General features: G+C 67.5%; 16 protein-coding genes. 5 read left to right on the top strand and 11 right to left on the bottom strand.

Annotation, left to right across the window (positions count from 1 at the left end):
* Positions 1–10 precede the first annotated feature (10 nt).
* The 10 genes from xrtA to OLX23_RS03470 form a co-directional block, all read right to left on the bottom strand.
* A complete protein-coding gene (gene xrtA, locus OLX23_RS03515) occupies positions 11–1,573 on the bottom strand; it encodes an exosortase A (RefSeq protein ID WP_264443106.1) in 1,563 nt (520 codons plus the stop codon).
* Positions 1,563–2,792, bottom strand: a complete 1,230-nt coding sequence (locus tag OLX23_RS03510) for a TIGR03087 family PEP-CTERM/XrtA system glycosyltransferase (RefSeq protein WP_264443104.1) — start codon at positions 2,790–2,792, stop codon at positions 1,563–1,565. Before OLX23_RS03510 ends, xrtA begins: the two co-directional genes overlap by 11 nt.
* Entirely contained in the window at positions 2,789–3,865 is a 1,077-nt protein-coding gene (locus tag OLX23_RS03505) for a FemAB family XrtA/PEP-CTERM system-associated protein (RefSeq protein ID WP_264443102.1), read from the bottom strand. Before OLX23_RS03505 ends, OLX23_RS03510 begins: the two co-directional genes overlap by 4 nt.
* Positions 3,862–4,770, bottom strand: coding sequence for an XrtA system polysaccharide deacetylase (locus OLX23_RS03500; RefSeq protein ID WP_264443101.1), 909 nt, complete (start codon positions 4,768–4,770; stop codon positions 3,862–3,864). Before OLX23_RS03500 ends, OLX23_RS03505 begins: the two co-directional genes overlap by 4 nt.
* A 33-nt stretch (positions 4,771–4,803) precedes the next feature.
* Positions 4,804–5,955: an XrtA/PEP-CTERM system-associated ATPase gene (locus tag OLX23_RS03495; protein ID WP_264443100.1), complete on the bottom strand. Its 1,152-nt coding sequence runs from the start codon at positions 5,953–5,955 to the stop codon at positions 4,804–4,806.
* A gap of 15 nt (positions 5,956–5,970) precedes the next feature.
* Positions 5,971–7,728, bottom strand: coding sequence for a preprotein translocase subunit YajC (locus tag OLX23_RS03490; RefSeq protein ID WP_264443098.1), 1,758 nt, complete (start codon positions 7,726–7,728; stop codon positions 5,971–5,973).
* On the bottom strand, positions 7,725–8,813 hold the full coding sequence (locus OLX23_RS03485) for a capsular biosynthesis protein (protein ID WP_264443096.1): 1,089 nt from the start codon (positions 8,811–8,813) through the stop codon (positions 7,725–7,727). The genes OLX23_RS03490 and OLX23_RS03485 overlap by 4 nt, the downstream gene beginning before the upstream one ends.
* 10 nt (positions 8,814–8,823) lie before the next feature.
* On the bottom strand, positions 8,824–10,347 hold the full coding sequence (locus OLX23_RS03480; protein ID WP_264443094.1) for an XrtA system polysaccharide chain length determinant: 1,524 nt from the start codon (positions 10,345–10,347) through the stop codon (positions 8,824–8,826).
* Position 10,348: 1 nt separating this feature from the next.
* Entirely contained in the window at positions 10,349–10,948 is a 600-nt protein-coding gene (locus OLX23_RS03475) for an XrtA/PEP-CTERM system exopolysaccharide export protein (protein WP_413629773.1), read from the bottom strand.
* A gap of 239 nt (positions 10,949–11,187) precedes the next feature.
* Positions 11,188–12,714, bottom strand: a complete 1,527-nt coding sequence (locus OLX23_RS03470) for an acyl-CoA ligase (AMP-forming), exosortase A system-associated (RefSeq protein WP_264443090.1) — start codon at positions 12,712–12,714, stop codon at positions 11,188–11,190.
* A gap of 27 nt (positions 12,715–12,741) precedes the next feature.
* Between OLX23_RS03470 and OLX23_RS03465 the strand changes: the two genes are divergently transcribed.
* The 4 genes from OLX23_RS03465 to OLX23_RS03450 are packed head-to-tail and all read left to right on the top strand — an operon-like array spanning position 12,742 to position 15,522.
* Positions 12,742–13,755 (top strand): GNAT family N-acetyltransferase, encoded by a 1,014-nt coding sequence (locus OLX23_RS03465; RefSeq protein WP_264443088.1) that lies wholly within the window; start codon positions 12,742–12,744, stop codon positions 13,753–13,755.
* A gap of 51 nt (positions 13,756–13,806) precedes the next feature.
* The gene (locus OLX23_RS03460; RefSeq protein WP_264443086.1) at positions 13,807–14,070 is read left to right on the top strand and encodes an acyl carrier protein; all 264 of its coding nucleotides are present in this window, start codon (positions 13,807–13,809) and stop codon (positions 14,068–14,070) included.
* Positions 14,071–14,080: 10 nt separating this feature from the next.
* Positions 14,081–14,752, top strand: coding sequence for a hypothetical protein (locus OLX23_RS03455; protein ID WP_264443084.1), 672 nt, complete (start codon positions 14,081–14,083; stop codon positions 14,750–14,752).
* Entirely contained in the window at positions 14,749–15,522 is a 774-nt protein-coding gene (locus tag OLX23_RS03450) for a hydrolase 1, exosortase A system-associated (RefSeq protein ID WP_264443082.1), read from the top strand. The genes OLX23_RS03455 and OLX23_RS03450 overlap by 4 nt, the downstream gene beginning before the upstream one ends.
* Position 15,523: 1 nt before the next feature.
* Here the strand turns inward: OLX23_RS03450 and trxB are convergent, their stop codons facing one another.
* The gene (gene trxB, locus OLX23_RS03445) at positions 15,524–16,501 is read right to left on the bottom strand and encodes a thioredoxin-disulfide reductase (protein ID WP_264443081.1); all 978 of its coding nucleotides are present in this window, start codon (positions 16,499–16,501) and stop codon (positions 15,524–15,526) included.
* Positions 16,502–16,764: 263 nt separating this feature from the next.
* Here trxB and OLX23_RS03440 point away from each other — a divergent pair, with 263 nt between their 5' ends.
* The gene (locus tag OLX23_RS03440; RefSeq protein WP_264443080.1) at positions 16,765–17,634 is read left to right on the top strand and encodes an alpha/beta fold hydrolase; all 870 of its coding nucleotides are present in this window, start codon (positions 16,765–16,767) and stop codon (positions 17,632–17,634) included.
* Positions 17,635–17,643: the final 9 nt, after the last annotated feature.

Below are 17,643 nucleotides of genomic sequence, written 5' to 3'. Positions count from 1 at the left end.
CGCCGAAGTCCTAGCGGAGGCCGGCCATGCGGTCCATCCATCGGTCCGCCGGGCCGATCGCCCGGAGGAAGCGGTCGATCGCGATCTTCGCCGGGCGGCCCGGCCGGTCCTCGGCCGAGACGATCAGCATCATCGTCGGTCTCTCGCGCAGAATCAGCCGATCGCCCATGTTGGCGAGCTTGAGGCGGGCATTGCTGCCGGTCAGCAGATCACCCGTGCGGTACCAGGTATAGGCGAGCCGTTCGACATGCCCCTCGGCCAGGATGCGATCGGTTCGGGCATCGGGCACGGCCGGTCCCGGCGACTGCCAGGCCCAGAGGCCGGAGGGCGGCAGCGCACCCTGGCCGAAACCGCCGGCTTCGCGCCCTTCCCCCTGCGCCGCGTAGAGCGCGAAGAACACGTCAACCTCATCACCCGCGGCATCGGCATAGCGGCCCATCAACCGATGATCGGCGCCCTGCGCGCGCGGTTCCCAAGGCAGGCTGGGACGATAGGCGACGGGCTGCCAACCCGCGACCTGCGGCAGTGCAATCGCCTCCGGCATCGGCGCGGCGAGCGCATCGGCCGCCCGCGCCCAGACCTGCGCGACGAGCAGGATCGCGACCAGCCCGGCGACGGCAGGCTTGGTGCCGATGCGTAGCGTCTCGAGACGCGCGATCAGCCGCGATGCCGCGATGCGATCGAGATCGACCATCGGCTGATGGATCGGGCGATCGAAGAAGCGCCACGACAGCGCGAGCACGAGCGCAATGACCAGGGCGAAGAATATCCACCCATAGACGATGTGATCGAAGCCGGAGGCACGCTCGGCGCCGACATACTGCGCCGCAAAGACCGTGGCCCAGGCGCGCACGCCGTTCGCCAGAACCGGCACCACCAGGCAGACCGCCAGGAAAGCCAGGCGGCGCGGCCAGCGGGCGAAGCAGACTTCCGCCGCCAGCACGCCGAAGGCGGCCATGGCGATCAGGAACTTCACGCCAGAGCAGGCCTCGGCCACCTCGAACAGTCCGGCCGGCGTATGGATGAACACGCCGTCGATCGTCGCCGCCACCCCGCTCAGGTGAACGAGACCGATGGTGATCGCTGCCGTGATCATCTGGAGCGCGGGAATGAGCTCGTCGCCGATCGGGACGAGGAAGATCGTATAGGCCAGCGGGAAGGCCAGGACCGCACCGATCCGGGGGCCGAGGAACGTCAGCACCGAACCGCCGAGCAGCGCCACCACCCCCGCTTGGCGCGCAACCGAGAGCCCCGCGAATTCGCCGAGCACCCAGAGCATCCCCGCCCCCGCGCAGACCACCAGGCCCGGCCCCCAGGCCTGCGGCGTCAATCGTGCGAGCTGCGGCAAGCGCTCGTGAACCAGCCAGGCGACGATCGCCGGAACCAGGACCACATGGTTGTAGGTCGAGATGTTCCACCACTGATTGGCCATGTCGGCCCAATCGGACAGGAACAGCAGAAAATTGGCGATCCAGGCGCCCGCGAGAAGACCCAGCGCGGGCCGCCAGCTATCGGGAAGATTCGCGAAAAGGCCCGGCCCCGCGCGCAACCGCGCGGCTATGTCATGCGGCATGACGCACCCTGCCCGGACCGCCGACGAATTCGGCCAGCGGCGCGAGCGCCGCTTCCCAGCTCGCGTTCTCGACGACGAAGCGGCGGGCCGCCGCCCCCATTGCTCGGGCCCTTGCCGGATCGTCGAGCATGGCAAGAACCGCCTCGGCCAGCGCCGCGTCGTTGTCGACCACCGCGAAGTGTTCGCCGTTCTGCGCGGCAATACCGGTTGCCGCCTCATTGCTCAGCACGACGGGGAGCGCCATCGACATGGCCTCGAGCACCTTGTTCTGCACGCCGCGACCGATCTCAAGCGGTATCAGGGCGCAGTCTGCGGCGGCAAGCCAAGGCCGGATGTCTTCGACCCGTCCCCAGACATGGCAGCCGTCGCGCCCATGCCGCGCGAGCAGTTCGGAGGTCGGATTGCGGCCGACGACGTGGAAGCTCGTGTCGGGGCGGACGGCGCGGATACGCGGCAGCACACGGTCGATCACGCGCAGCGCCGCGTCGATGTTCGGCGCGTAGTCCATCTGCCCGGTGAAAATCAGCCGCGGCCCGGCGCAGGCCGTCATTTTCGGCTCCGGCGAGACCAGAGCCGGATCGAAACCCACGCTGTCTATGCCGTTGCCGAGTACGCGCACCTCGGCGGGCGAAGCCACCGGCAGACGCGAGCGGAACAACTCCGTCTCGGCCGAGGAGATCAGCAGGGTGACGTCGGCACGAGCAGCAAGCCGCGCTTCCTCCGCCGCGAGCCGGCGCGCTTCGCGGGCCTCGACCAGCGCCATCGGGCCGCTACGCTTGGCGGCATAGGCCTCGAACTTCGCCGAATCGACGTCGACCAGATCGACGATCAGCCGCCCGGTGAAGTCCACGGGGACATATTGCCCCATCTGGCCCGAAAAGACGTAGATCGCCACGATCGGCCGCGTCGCCAGAACCTCGGCGACGTAGTCGGCCAGGGCGCGATCGTGGAATGCGGTCAGGCTGACCGGCCGCCCGGTCGCCAGGGCCTGGAGCGCCGCCAGCGGCAAGGGCTTGGTCCTGCGGCGCAGGCAATAGCTGGCCGCCATGCTCGCGAGGCTCGCTTCCTCGGCGAAATCGGCCTCGTCGTCGGCAAAGGTCGCGACATGGACCGGCGCGAGGGACGCCAGGTGCTTGAGGATGTGGTGCGATCGGATCTTGTCGCCGCGATCGGGCGGAAACGGCAAGCGATGCGCGATGAACAGAATCTCGCCGCTCATCCCAGCCCCCGCGCGATCAGCGGCCCCAGGCGATTGGCCAGGGCCAATGGCAGCTTCTGCCAGAGCGCGATCTGGAGCGCATGCTTCTTGCTGGTCGGATCGGCATCGCGCGGATCTTCGCCGGGCGCTGTCCAGCTGGCATAGGTCAGCGGCTCGGGCTCGAAGCCCCAGTTGCGCTTGAAATGGTAAGCACCGCTGTTGGTCTTCGAGCGGCCGAAATCGAAACGGCTGCATCCGCGCTCGCGCGCGTGACGCATGAGTTCGAAATACATGCGATCATTCGCCCGCAGCGCGCGCGCCGCCCTTGTGCCACCGCCCCAGTAGGGCATCACCGCGCCGCGGTGATAGAGCGACAGCACGGAGGCCACCGCCGCACCGTCGTGACGCACGGTCAGGATGTCGGCATCGGTGCCGAAGCGATCGAGCACCGCATCGAACAGCGCGCGCGGGAAGACCGGAGTGCCGAGATTGCGCACGCTCTCGGCATAGACCGCATAGTGCGCGGCGCGATCGCACTCCCGCGTGCCGATCTCGACGGTGAAGTCGTTGGCCAGGCTCTTGCGGACTTCGGCGCGCTGCTTGCGCGGGATCGCCAGGAGTTGCGCCTCGTCATCGGCCGCGAGTTCGGTGACGAAGCCGCAATGCGATTCGGTCTTACGCGTCCACCCAGGACGTTCGCCCGGAAGCGTGCCCCCGCGCAGCTCGATAGCCGGGCATGAGCGACGCAGCGCCTGATCTTCGGCCATCGCGACGATCGCCTCTACATCGACACCGTCGCTGGTGAGCAGGCCACCGTCGACCGCGAAACCGCTCGAAGCGAGCAGGCGGCCGAAGATCGGCGAATGGATCTCGTTGAGCGGCAGGTAGGCGACGATCTCGCCATGCCGTTCCGCGACGAGCGCGAGCGCCCGGTTGCCCGTACCCGCGGCGACGGCCCCAATCCAGGCGGCACGATGGAACGGCGTCCCTTCCGGATGCGCGGCAACGAAAGATTCGATGCGAGCAACCTCGTTGCGATCGCGCAGATCGACCAGGCGCAGCGTCTCGCGCGCAGGAACGAAGGGCGCGTTCATACCGGCAGTGCGACGGCGCGGAGCGCCTCGCCCCGAGCGAGATCGTCCATCCGCCCCCAGGAGAAATCTCCGGTGAGTTGTCGTAGCTTACCAGCCATACCCGAGAGATTGGTGTAATGGCGAAGCTTCGACTTGAGCGGCGCGTGGGCGACGCGTGGCTGACCGGGATCGATCTCCCACGGGTGGAAGTAGAACACGGCCGGACGTCCGTCGCGTTGGTTGACCTGGCGGATCGCCCAGCGCGAAAAGCCATAGGGCAGGACGCGGAAGAAGCCCCCGCCCCCGGCCGCGAGCCGGCGACCAGCGAACTCGGCGGTGGTCACCGGGATCTCGACGAAATCGGCATCGGCGAGCGGTCGGAAGGCGAAACGCGGCGCTTCGCGCCAGCCGTAGTGGTCGTGCGCGATCGGCGCGACGCTCGAGCTGTAGGCATAGCCCTGCTCGGCCAGTTCGGCGAAAGCCCAAGGCGTGCGCTGGTCGATCGAGAAGCTCGGCGCGCGATAGCCGCTGACCCGTTCGCCGCTAGCATCTTCAATGGCTTCACGGCTCTTCTTGAGATCGAGAGCGAATCCCGCACGATCCATCGTGAAGACCCGCGCATGATCCCAGCCATGGCTGGCGATTTCGTGTCCGGCTTCGGCGATGCGGCGCATCATCGCCGGATAGCGCTGGGCCACCCAGCCGAGCGTGAAGAAGGTCGCCTTGACTTCGGCTTCGGCGAACATCGCCAGGATCGCATCGCAATTGCGTTCGACCCGCGTGGTCAGCCCGTCCCAGTCGCGCCGATCGATCACCTTCTCGAAAGCGCCGACCTGAAACCAGTCCTCGACATCGACCGACAAACCATTGACCGGCCGCAGGATCTCGTCAAGCGATGGCACCTCGATAGGCAGGGCAGCGGTCACGGGCGAAGGTCTCCCTGCGGGGCGCGCAAGCGGTCAGGCTGCGACGCGCGCGCCGTTCTCGGTCTCGATCCACTCGATCAGCATGGTCAAGGTGTGGCGGATGGCGCTTTCCTGCTCGACCACCTGACTTTCGAGCGCGGCGACACGGTCGCGCAGGATCGCCAGTTCGTTCTGGGCGCTCGGCACTTCGATCTTGTTGGCCAGTTCGACGATCGCATGCTGAAGCTCGGCGATCTGCGCGTCACGCTCGGCCAGCGCGGCGTGGAGCGCCGCCGCAGCGACGCCTTCGATCGGCTGCGGTGCTACTTCGGCTACCGAAGCCTGCGCCGGCACGGCCTGAGGCGCGGCCGGAGCCTGTTCGCGCGCAGACGCGGCATCGCGGCCGAGTTCGCCGAGCACCTGCTGGAGCATGGCGTTGTCGATGTGACTGCGCTGATCGACAGCACCCAGCATCAGCAGGCGGTTGACGATCTGGTTGATCCGCCGCGGCACGCCGCCAGTGGCGGTGTAGATCTCGGCGAAGACGCGCTGGTCGAAGCTCGGATTGCCCTCCCAGCCGACGCGCTTGAGGCGGTGCTCGATATAGGCCTGAACCTCGGCCGTCTCCATCGCATCGAGGTGATGCGTGGCGATCACGCGCTGGCGCAACTGCTCGAGCTGGGAATGATCTTGCAAGGTGCCACGGAACTCGGGCTGGCCGAGCAGCAAGGTCTGCAGCAGCGGATGCGCGCCGAGTTGGAAGTTCGACAGCATGCGCAGCTCTTCGAGCGCGCCGATCGAGAGGTTCTGCGATTCGTCGACGATCAGCAGGCAGCGGCGGCCGGCACGCGCCTCGTCGTGGAGGAAGCTCTCGATGGCGCCGAGCGCCGAGGCCTTGTCATGGCCCTGCACCGGTAGCCCGAAGGCCTGGGCGACGACGTGGATGATCTCGCCTTCGTCGAGCTTGCTGGTGACGATCTGCGCGGCGGTGAGCCGCGCGGGATCGATCGTCGCCATCAGATAGGCAACCAGGGTCGATTTGCCCGCGCCGACCTCGCCGGTGATCACGACGAAGCCTTCTGCCTGGGCCAGGCCATAGGAGAGATAGGACAGCGCCTTGCGGTGCGTCAGGCTCTCGAAATAGAACGCCGGATCGGGCGTGAGCTGGAAAGGCCGGCCACTGAGCCCGTAGAATTCGTCGAACATTCGTGCCCCCTGGGCTTAGAAACTGTAGCGCAGGCCGAGGAGCGCCGAAGCGATCCACTGGTCCGGCAGCGGTGCATCGCGATCGATCCCATCGACGCCCACGGCCGCCGTGGCCGAGAGACGCTGGGTCAGATTGCGATAGTAGGATGCCGTCGCACCGATGACCGTGCCATCGCCCGCCGTGCCCGAACCGCTCTGGAACCAGTTCGCGCGCACGTCGGCCCGGACGGTCGAGTCCGCATCGATCTGGCGGCTGAGGAAGCCGGCGACCCACAGGTTCTCGTCTACCACGCCGCTCTGCTGTGCCAGCACCGTGCCCGGTGCGCCGATGAAGCGACGGCGATCGTAGCCGCCGCCCACGCCAGCGCTCGTGCGGCCGAAATTGAGGTTGTAGCTTGCCATGACGCCGCGAGCGCGGAATGCCGACGAACGCACCGAACCGAGCGCGCCGCCCAGGCAATTACCACCCTCGACCGAGGCAACGCAGCTGCCGAAGCCACCGGTGAGCGGATTGCGGACGACCTCGAAATCAGTCGGCAGGCCTTCGAGCGCACGGCTCACCTGGCCGCCGAAGCCCGAGATGTTGTCGTAGACCGAGACGTTGAGCGCCTGGCGCGGGTTGGGCGCATAGGCGAAGGTGCCGTAGTAGGTGGTCGAACCATAACGCCGGCCGACATGCGCCTCGAGCGCCGTGCGCCGGCTCGGCCGCCAGATCACGCCCGCATCCCAGATCAGGCCGCTGACATCGTAGCCGATCTGGCGTGGGCCGCTCTTGTCGGTGATGTAGCGCCCATCGGGGCCGATCACCGGAACGCCCGAGGAATCGCGCACCGCATCACGCGATGAGACCTCGACATCCTCGTAACCGATGCCGCCCACGACATGGAGCGTGTTGGTGATCGGCACGGTGACGTCGGCACGCGCGGCGAAGTTCTCGATCCGCTGGTCGAGGTTGGAGATGTCTTCGCGGTAGTAGCTGGCCCCCGCGCCCAGACCGACCGGCAGGACCTGGCCCGGCTTCACGCCGGCATGGATGTTCGCAGATTGGCTCACGCTGTCGTCGAACACGTCGACCGCGGGCTGGCCGGGCGCCACGACATAAGCATCGGGCGATTCGACCTTGCTGTAGCCGATGCGGTAGTTGGCGTTGACCGCGACCGGACCGGCATGGGTCGTGAGCGACGGCCCGGCGTAGACCGAATAGGTCTGGCTGACCGTGTCGTTACCCAGATCGAGCGGCGAGAGCACGGCCCCGCCTTCGTTGTCGATACGCGTGCGCGCGGCCAGGGCGCCCGCATGGAGCGTCAGGCCCGGCGCAACAGTGGTGTAACCATTGGCGATGCCGCTGATCGTGCTGTTGTCGCGCGCGCGGCCCCAGCCGAAGCGGTGCTCGTAACGCAGCGAGACCGAGGCGCCGTTGTTGCGTCCCTGGATCGAGGCGTCGACACCGGCGGCGACCATCGAATAGGTCAGCGTGTCGTCACCGGGCGAAAGCTCAGCCGTGACGATCTGCGCGGCCTCGATGTAGGGCGTCACGCGGACGCCGCGGCTGCCCGAGTTCCGCCCACCACGACCGGCACGCTCGCCCCGTTCGGACGCGGCCGAGCTATCGCCCGCACTGACGTCGTCGCCGCGCGCGCTGCCGCCGGAGCCGCTGCCGCCCGAAACGTTGCCGTAACCGATCGACTGCGCCATCGCGGCCAGCGGAAGCGCACAGGCTCCCACGGCCAGAAACGCGGCCAGTTGCTTCGTATGGCGTGACTGCATGGTCATGCTCCGTATCCGTAATAGGCGCCGAACCGGCGGCCGCTCGGGCTGAAGCTCGCGGCGTTCAGCAAGAGCTGGATGTTGGGACAGCCCGACAGCAGCGAGATCGCATCCTCGAGCGATTGCTGGCCGGTCTGGTCGGCGCGGCAAATGACGAGCGCCTGGCCGACATATTTGGCGAGTTCGGCAGCGGGCGAAGCCGCGAGCGCCGGAGGGGAATCGAAGATCACCACGCGGTGCGGCGCGCCCTCGGTCAGGCGATCGAGCACACTGGCCGTCCGTGACGAGTTGAGGTTCTCGCTGTCGCGGTTGGTCGCATTGCCCGCGGGCAGGACCTTGAGCCCCGGGACGTCGGTGCCGAGCACCAGGTCGGCCACGTCGAGCGCCGGATCGGCGAGCGCGTCCATCAAACCCTGTCCACCCGGCAAGCCCAGCGCGCTCAGCACCGAAGGCTTGGCGAAATCGGCGTCGACGAGCAGGACTTCGCTTTCCTTCTCGGCAGCAATCGCCAGCGCGAGGTTGACCGCGCAATAGGTCTTGCCCTCGCCCGGATGCGGCGAGCAGATCAGCACGCGCTGACCCTTGGCACCCGCGCCCTGGCGCTTGAGATCGGCGGCGTTGAGCAGGAGTTGCCGCTTGACGATGCGGAACTCCTCGAGCGTCGCCGTGACGTTGCCCTCGGGCTGGATGAAGCCCTGACGGCGAAGATGCTCGCGATCGATCGGGTGCGCGGTGTCGTCACGAACCGAAAGCGCGACCGGCGCCGCGAGCGGGCGCGTGGCGGGTTCGACCTGGACCACCGCGGGCTCGGCCACAACCGGCGCGACTTCGGGCGCCGCGACAAAGGTCTCCGGTGCGATTTCGGGTGCACTCGGTTCGAGCTCGGGTTGCGGTGCGGCCGCCTCGATCACCGGTTCGACGGGTGCGGGTGCCACCGGCTCGGGAGCGACCGGCTTCGGCGCGATCTGCGGCTTCAGGCTTGCCGGCACCGGCGGCGCCGCGAACTGGCCCCAGCCGAAGCTTTCGACCGCGCGCTCGATCAGCGAGTCGCCATTGCCCTTGGGGAGCGGGATCTTGGTTTGGTCGGTCATACGTTCCCCCTCAGGCCACCATGCCGCGCTGGACGAACTCGACCGCCATCAGCAGGGCGAACAACCCGCCGAGCGCGCCGAGGCCCGCGAAGAACAGCTTGCGCTGACGCAGCCGCGCCGCCTGGGCCGCCTCGGTAAGCGTGCGCGAGATCGATCCCAGCACCGGCAGGCCGGTGGCCGATTCGAGCTTGCCCGTGGTCGCGAAGGTCGTGCGGAGCTGACCCAGCGCGAAAGCCGCGCCCACGCCAGCGCCGAGGCCGAGGACCAGAACGCCCACCAGCAGCAGCGGGCGGTTCGGTGCCACCGGCGCACGCGGCGTCGTCGGCGGGTCGACCACCTGGAACTTCACGGCCTCACGCTCGGTCTTCACCTCGCCGCGCAGGCGCAGTTCCTCACGATCCTGCAGGAGCTTGTCGTACTGCTGGCGCAGGACGTCGTAGTCGCGCGTGATGCGCTGTGCCTCGGCCGCCATTTCGGGATCGTTGATCTGGCGCGCGGTCAGCTGGGCGATCTCGGCCTGGATCGTCGTGCGACGCGCGGTCAGCGACTGGACGCTCGCCTCGCGATCGGCCTTGATCGACTGCAGCGAGCTATAGGCCGGATTGGGCACACCGCCGGCATTGCCGCCGTCGCCCTGCGCCACGGTGCGCAGCATGGCGATCTGGCTCTTCAGCGCGATGACGTCGGGGTGATTGTCGGTCAGGCCGCGCGCGCGCATCTGTGCGAGGTCGGACGTGGCCTGGGCCAGCGAACTCTTCGGGCTGCTCGTACCGGGACCGCCGGCGATCGTTGCCGGGGTACCTGCGAGTTGGCCGTTGATCGCCGCGACCGCGCTCTGCGCACCGGCAAGATCGGCATCGATGCCGCGCAGCTCGGCGCGTGCGGCTTCGAGCCGCTGCAGGCCGGCGGCGCCGCCAGCGACCATATCGGGGTTCTTGGCTTCAAACGCGAGGCGGCGCTGTTCGGCCGATTCGAGTTCCTTCTCGCGCTGCTGAAGCTGGCCGTTCACGAACTGCAGGGTCTCGGTCATCTCGCCGCGACCGCCCGAAAGGTTCTCCTCGCGGAAGATGTCGATCATCTTCTGCGCGATCTCCTGCGCGAGCTTCGCGTTCTCGGCTTCCGAGAGCGAGCCGTCCGAAGCCTTGGCGGTGATCTCGAAGATATTCTCTTCGGTCGAGGCGACCTTGACCGCCTTGCCGAGCGCGGCGACCGCGCCTTCCATGTCCTTGGGCGAGCTCACCGAATCGCCGAGCTTGGTCGAACGGATCACCTTCTCGAGGTTGACCGCGCTGGTCAGCGTCTGGCGGATGCGCTCGATGTCGCGCTTCTTGTCGGCCACGCCGATGCCGACCTGTTCGGCCAGGGCGTCGTCGAGCTGGACGAAGATGCGCGCTTTCGATTCGTAGCTGTTGGGGATCAGGGCGACGACCAGCCAGCCCAGGAGGCAGACGCCCCAGGCCACGGCCAGCGCGAGCCAGCGGCGGTTCCAGACGCTGTGCAGCGCGGACAGGACCTCGTCGTAGAGCCCGTTCATGTCAGAACATGCTCTCGGGGATGATGATCACGTCGCCGGGCATCAGCATGACGTTGGCGCGGCTGTCGCCCTTCTTGAGCAGATCGCCGAGCTTCACCGCGAATTCGCGCTGCTTACCCATGGTCTTGTCGAAGCGGATCAGCTTGGCGCGGTTGCCCGAGGCATATTCCGACAGGCCGCCGACCGCGATCATCGCGTCGAGCAGGGTCATGTTGGCACGATAGGGGATCGAGGCCGGCTTCTCGGTGGCACCGACAATGCGCACCTGCTGGCTGAACGTACCAGCGAACTTGTTGACGATCACCGAGACCAGCGGATCCTGGATATACTGCGAGAGCTGGAGCTTGATGTCCTCGGCCAGCATCGAGGGCGTCTTGCCCACGGCCGGCATGTCGGTGATCAGCGGCGTGGTGATGCGGCCGTCGGGCCGGACCTGCACACTCGCGCCGAGTTCGGGATTGCGCCAGACGAAAACGGTGAGCTCGTCGAGCGGACCGATGACGTATTCCTCGCCCGGACCTTCCTGCAACGCCACGAAGGAGGCGGAGGGCAGCTCGGGCTTCGACGTACCGGCACAGCCCGACAATGCCAGGCTGGCCATGGCGCTTCCGGCCAATAGTCGTCCGACGGGGAGCCGGAAGAAGCGGTCACTCGGCATTTTGGCACATCCTCAACAGTGCCGGACCAGCGGCGGAAACGGGCCCATTCCCGCGCGCAAGTCAGACGTTTTCGGATGCAGCTATCGGTAAAAAGGGTGAATATTGCGTTATCCCTGCCCGCTAATCGTTCGGGAACGGCACACCCAGCGGGCTTGCGTCCCAATACGGAACAGGCGCGCGATCAGGCGGCGAGTTCAGCCTGCAGACCGGTGCGATCGATCTTGCCATTCGGCCCGATCGGCATGGCTTCGCGCCAATGAATCGCCTTGGGCTGCATGAAATTCGGCAACTCTTGCATCAACTTGCGCGGCAATTCTGATTCGACGTCGGAGATACCCGCAACCGGCCGGACGACCAGGTGCACGGCCTGGCCGAGCCGCTCGTCGGGCAGCCCCAGCGCGACGGCTTCGACAACGAGCCCAGTGGCGAGCGCGGCTTCCTCGATCTCCTGCGGACTGATGCGGTTGCCCGCCGACTTGATCATCGCATCGCGCCGGCCGACGAAATAGAGCAGACCATCGGCGCTGCGCCGCACGCGGTCGCCCGACCAGACGGCCATGCCGCCATAGCGCGAGCCCGCAGGCGCGGGCTTGTAGCGCTCGGTCGTACGCTCGGGATCCTGCCAATAGCCGTGCGCGACGAGCGGGCCGGCGTGGACGAGTTCGCCCTCTTCGTCGTCGGCGGCGATCGCGCCGGCATCGTTGACCACGAGGATCTCGGCATGCGGGATCGCCTTGCCCATCGAGGTCGGATGCGTGTCGATCAGCGCGGGATCGAGGAAGGTCGAGCGGAAGGCCTCGGTCAGCCCGTACATCGCGAAAAGCCGCGCTTGCGGGAACAGGGCGCGCAGCCGGCGGACGAGATCGGGCGTCAGCGCGCCGCCGCTGTTGGTCAGCCGGCGCAGCCGCGCCCGCGTTTCCTCGGGCCAATCCTGCTCGGTCAGCTGGACCCAGAGCGGCGGCACCGCGGCCAGAGTGGTGATCGCGTGCTTCTCGACCGCCTTCACGACGTCGCGCGGGGTCAGATAGTCGAGCGGGATCGCGCAACCACCCGCGTACCAGGTCGAGAGGAGCTGGTTCTGGCCATAGTCGAACGACAGCGGCAGCACCGCCAGCGTGCGATCGTCGGGCGCGAGACCGAGATAGGCGGCGACGCTCTCGGCCCCCAGCCACATGTTGGCATGGCTGAGCATGACGCCTTTGGGGCGGCCGGTCGAACCGCTGGTATAGAGGATCGCCGCGAGATCATCGGGATCGGCTGTCGATGCCTCGAGATCGGCTTCCAGCCCGGCCGCGGCGCCCAAGGCGTCGGATTCTCCGATCGAAGCGCAGCTATCGGGCACATCGCCTTGTTCGAGCGTCGAAAGTCTTGCGGGAGTGCCGATGATCAGACGCGACCCGCTATCGGCCAGGATGTGTGCGACCTGCGCATGCTTGAGCAGAGGATTGATCGGTACGTGGACCAGGCCGGCGCGCGCCGTGGCGAGCGGCATCAGGCAGGTCAGTTCGCCCTTGGCCGACCAGGTGGCGACGCGCGCGCCCGGCTCGGGCACTTGCGTCTTCAGCCAGGCCGCCAGTCGAGAGACACGCGATCTTAAGGCCTTGTAGCTAAGCGTTCCCTCGCGCAGCACCAGCGCGGGCGCTTCTTCGGCGCCCCGCAGCACGAGATGGTCGAGCGGCCGGATCGTCGTCTCGGTGTCGGCGTGCAAGGCAGGCTCCAGTGGGGGAACGGGCGGGTGATCGCCATCGAGTATCACGCTGATCTTAAGGAAGTGCAATCGGACGCCTCGCTCGCGGCCTTGCTTTCCCCCGAGATGCAGCAGGCACCCTTCGACCGGCTCGCCTGGTGGCAGGGACTGGCCGAACACTGCGGGATCGACCCGCTGCTCGCCGTCGCGCGCGATGGCAAGGCAACCGCCGTGCTTCCGCTTCAGCGGGCCGAGAGCGGACTTTCAGGACTGGCCAACTGGTATTCGTTCCGCCTGCGTCCGGTCACCTCGCCGGACGCCAATACCGCCGAACTGCTGACGGCCCTGGCGCGCGATCTCGCGAAGCGGGCCCCGCGCCTGACCCTGTCGGGCCTGCCGGGCGAGGATGGCAGTGCCGACCTTACCGAAGCCGCCTTCCGCAAGGCCGGCTGGATCGCGCTGCGCGAAGCCTGCGACACCAACCACGTCCTGCAACTCCAGGGCCGCAGCTACGACGACTATCTGGCCGGCCGTCCGGGACCGTTGCGCACGACTCTCAAGCGCAAGACTGCGAAAGTCGAAACGCGCATTTTCAAACAGTTCGATGCCGAAGCCTGGGCCGACTATGAGGATATTTACGGCGAAAGCTGGAAGCCCAGCGAAGGTTCGCCCGACTTCCTGCGCGCCTTCGCCCAGGCGGAGGGCGCGGCGGGCCGGCTACGGCTCGGCGTGGCCTATGCCGAGGGGCGCGCGGTCGCGGCGCAGATGTGGACGGTCGAGGGCGGCACCGCCTTCATCCACAAGCTCGCGCACCGCGAAGACGCCAAGCCGCTATCGCCCGGCACCGTGCTCAGCGCAGCCTTGTTTCGCGAAGTCATCGACGTCGACGGGGTCGGGCTGATCGACTTCGGCACCGGCAACGACGGCTACAAGCGCGACTGGATGGAAGAGGTCCGCGCGCGCTACCGGCTCGACCTGATCCGGCCCGAAGCCCCGCAAAACTGGCCATTTCTCGCCAAGCGCGCGCTCAAGCGCCTTGCGGGCCGCGGGAAGCGTGGCTAGAGCCCGCGCAATTTCGCAGATTTACGGCCAGAAAGGCGCCAAAGAACGCTTATGCAGACCGATACCGACCAGCTTCTGCGCCGCATCCTCACCGACGTCCTCGGACTGAAGGCGGGTCAGGCGGACGGCTTCACGGCGGAGACCGGTCTGTTCGGCCACCTGCCCGAGCTCGACTCGATGGCGGTCGCCGGGCTTCTCACCGAGATGGAAGATCGCCTCGACATCATGATCGAGGATGACGAGATCGACGGCGAACTGCTGGAAACCTACGGCTCGCTGCTCGTCTTCGCCGAGGCCAAGCGCGCCGCAGCGTGATCGGGGCCGCGTGACACCGGCCACCTGGCCCTGTCCCACAGCCGACGGCGCGCGCGCCGAGGAATACGCGCTTTGCTTCGATAGCGGTCGCGCGCATCGCCTGCTGATCGTCCCCGCGCTGTTCGACGAGGCCAACCGCATGCGCCGCCTGACCGTCGAGGTCATGCGGCGGCTCGACGGCGCAGGCATCGACAGCATGCTGCCCGACCTGCCCGGCTGCAACGAGAGCCTTCAGCCCCTTGAAGCGCAGACTCCGACGCTCTGGCGCGCAGCCATGGCGGAGGCGGCGGCACACTTCCGTGCGAGCCACGTTCTCGGCATCAGGGGTGGATCGCTACTAACACCGACGGGCATGCAGAGCTGGCATTATGCGCCAGCCCGAGCGCCGATTATTCTCCGCCAAATGATCCGCGCGCGCATCCTAAGTTCACGCGAGGCGGGCGTGACGGAGACCTATGATGGCCTAATCGATCAAGGTATGGAGTCGGGGCTAAATCTCGCGGGCTTTGCGCTTTCACCCGACTTCATTGATGAATTCCAGCATCTTACTGGGCAAGTCTCCAAAGTAATCGAGCAAGACACGATCGGGGGTGGCGGTCTCTGGCTGCGCGCCGATCCCGGCGAGGATCGCGAACAGGCCGATGCGCTGGCGGCGATCCTCGCGATCGGGATCAAGGCATGAGCCGGCGGCACCTGACCTTCGCCTGCGAAGGCGCGACCCTCGTCGGCACGCTCGACGAGGCCCCCGACGCCACCGGCCTGCTGATCGTCACCGGCGGCAACGAGCTGCGCGCGGGCGCCTGGGCCGGCCAGGCGCTGTTCGCCGCGCGGATCGCCGCCGCGGGTTTCCCCGTGTTCCGCTTCGACCACCGCGGCGTCGGCGACAGCGACGGCCCGAACGGCGGCTTCGAGACACGCGCGCCCGACATCGCCGCGGCACTGGCCGCGTTCCGCCAGGCCTGCCCGCAGGTCGAACGCGTGATCGGCTGGGGCAATTGCGATGGCGCCAGCGCGCTGATGCTCGCGCGCGGTGCCGGGCTCGACGGGCTCGTGCTGTCGAACCCCTGGACGATCGACGAGGACCAGGCCGCACCGCCGCCCGAAGTTCTGCGCGATCACTACAAGCGGCGGCTGGCCGATCCCGCCGCGATCAAGCGGCTGCTGACCGGTCAGGTTTCGGTCGGCAAGCTGCTGTCGTCGCTGCGCAGTGCCACGCGCAAGCCGGCACCGCCGAGCAGCCTGGCGCAGACTCTCGCGCAGGGCGTGGCCCAGTTCACCGGCCCGATCCGCTTCCTCGTCGCCGAGCGCGACCGGACGGCGCAGGCCTTCCTCGCCGCCTGGGACAAGACCGATGCGCGCATCCGGCGTTGTCCAGATGCGACGCACAGTTTCGTCGAAAGCCATTCACAGGAATGGCTTAGCGACCAGATCCTCGAAATGCTGCGAAGCTAGTTCAGCCCGCCTGCGCGGCCAGCTTGACCGCTTCGAACTCGCGTTCGGCGACGAAGCGTTCGGCGTCGAGCGCGGCCATGCAGCCCGTGCCCGCCGCGGTCACGGCCTGGCGATAGGTGTGGTCCATGACGTCACCGCAGGCGAAGACGCCGGGGATCGCCGTCTTGGGCGTGCCCGGCTGGACGACGATGTAGCCGCTGTCATCGAGCTCGAGCTGGCCCTTGAACAGTTCGGTCGCCGGCGCATGGCCGATCGCGACGAAGGCGCCTTCGGCGGCGAACTCGCTCTCTTCGCCGGTGATCGTGTCGACCAGCAGCAGCGCGCGCAACGCACCCGTGGTCTCGTCATGCAGGAAACGCTCGACCTTCTTGTGCCAGAGCGTTGAAACATGGGGATTTGCTTCGAGACGATCCTGGAGGATCTTCTCCGCGCGCAGGGTATTGCGACGGTGGATCAAGGTGACGTCCTGGCTGTGGTTGGTCAGGTACAGCGCTTCCTCGACCGCGGTGTTGCCGCCGCCGATGACCACGACCTTCTTGCCGCGATAGAAGAACCCGTCGCAGGTCGCGCAGGCCGAGACGCCCTTGCCGCCGAGCTCCTGCTCGCCGGGGACGCCGAGCCACTTGGCCTGGGCACCGGTGGCGATGACCAGGGTCTCACCCTCGTAGACGTCGCCGCTGTCGCCGATAGCGCGGAACGGCGGTCCCGACTGGAGATCGACCGAGAGGATCGTGTCCCACATCATGCGCGTGCCGACATGCTCGGCCTGGGCCTGCATCTCCTGCATCAGCCAGGGCCCCTGGATCACGTCGCGGAAGCCCGGATAGTTCTCGACGTCGGTGGTGATGGTCAGCTGGCCGCCGGGCTGAAGGCCCTGGACGACGATCGGCTGCATGCCGGCGCGCGCGCCGTAGATCGCCGCCGAGAGCCCGGCGGGCCCCGAACCGATGATGAGCATGCGGGTGGTGTGAACGGTCATGAAAATCCTCCGGCTGGCTGGCGAGATAGGATGCGCGGGGCGCCTTTGCCAAGCCGGCGCGCGCAGCATTCCTTTCATCGCGGATAGGGCGGGTATCCTGCGACGCCTATCGCGCAGACGCACGGCCGCCTGGCAACCGCGGAGGCACGCCTTATGCCCAGCATTCTGCCCATGGTTCGGTCGTCTGTGCCCGCATTCATCGCCGGAGCGACAGAGCCACGCAGGCGATTGACGTCGCGACCTCGTGGTCGCATCCCAAGGCGATGCGTACCACCGGCCCCGTCTCGAACAGCTTCATCTCGCAGCGCCTGCGGCTCCACTACGTCGACTGGGGCAATCGCGAGGCGCCGCCGCTGATCCTCCAGCACGGCGGGCGCGACCATTGCCGGTCGTGGGACTGGGTCGCCGAGGAACTGACCAAGGACTGGCACGTCATCGCCCCCGATCTGCGCGGCCACGGCGACAGCGCCTGGTCGCCCGAGGGGCACTACGGCATGGACGCCTTCGTCTACGACTTCGCGCAGCTCGTGCACACGCTCGGGCACGAGCAGGTGACGATCGTCTCGCACTCGCTCGGCGGCAACATCGCGACGCGCTTCACCGGGCTCTATCCCGACAAGGTGCGCAAGCTCGTCAACATCGAGGGCCTCGGCCCCTCGCCCGAACAGCGCGACCTGGTCGAGGCCGAAGGCACCGCCAACCGGTTGCGCAAGTGGATCGACGACAAGCGCAAGGCCTCGGCCCGCCTGCCGCGCCGCTATCCGACGCTCGCCGCCGCCTATGCGCGGATGAAGGAGGAGAACGGCTTCCTCAGCGACGAGCAGGCGCGCCACCTGACGATCCACGGCGCCAGCCGCAACGAGGACGGCACCTGGTCGTGGAAGTTCGACAACTACCTCAACGTCTGGTCGGCGACCGACATGCCCTATGCCGAGCAGATCAAGCTGTGGGAGGCGATCACCTGCCCGGTGCTGATGTTCTACGGCACCGACAGCTTCGCCTCGAACCCCGAGAAGGACGGTCGGCTCGCCCACTTCAGGACGGCCAGCCTCAAGGTCTACGAAAAGGCCGGCCACTGGCTCCATCACGACCAGTTCGATCGCTTCATGAACGACATCAAAGAGTTTCTATAACTCCTTGAA

The organism is Novosphingobium sp. JCM 18896 (assembly GCF_025938095.1).
In the GTDB taxonomy this organism is placed as follows: Bacteria; Pseudomonadota; Alphaproteobacteria; order Sphingomonadales; family Sphingomonadaceae; genus Novosphingobium.
Note: the sequence above shows the minus strand (reverse complement) of the source record. Positions and strands in the feature narration are given on the sequence as shown.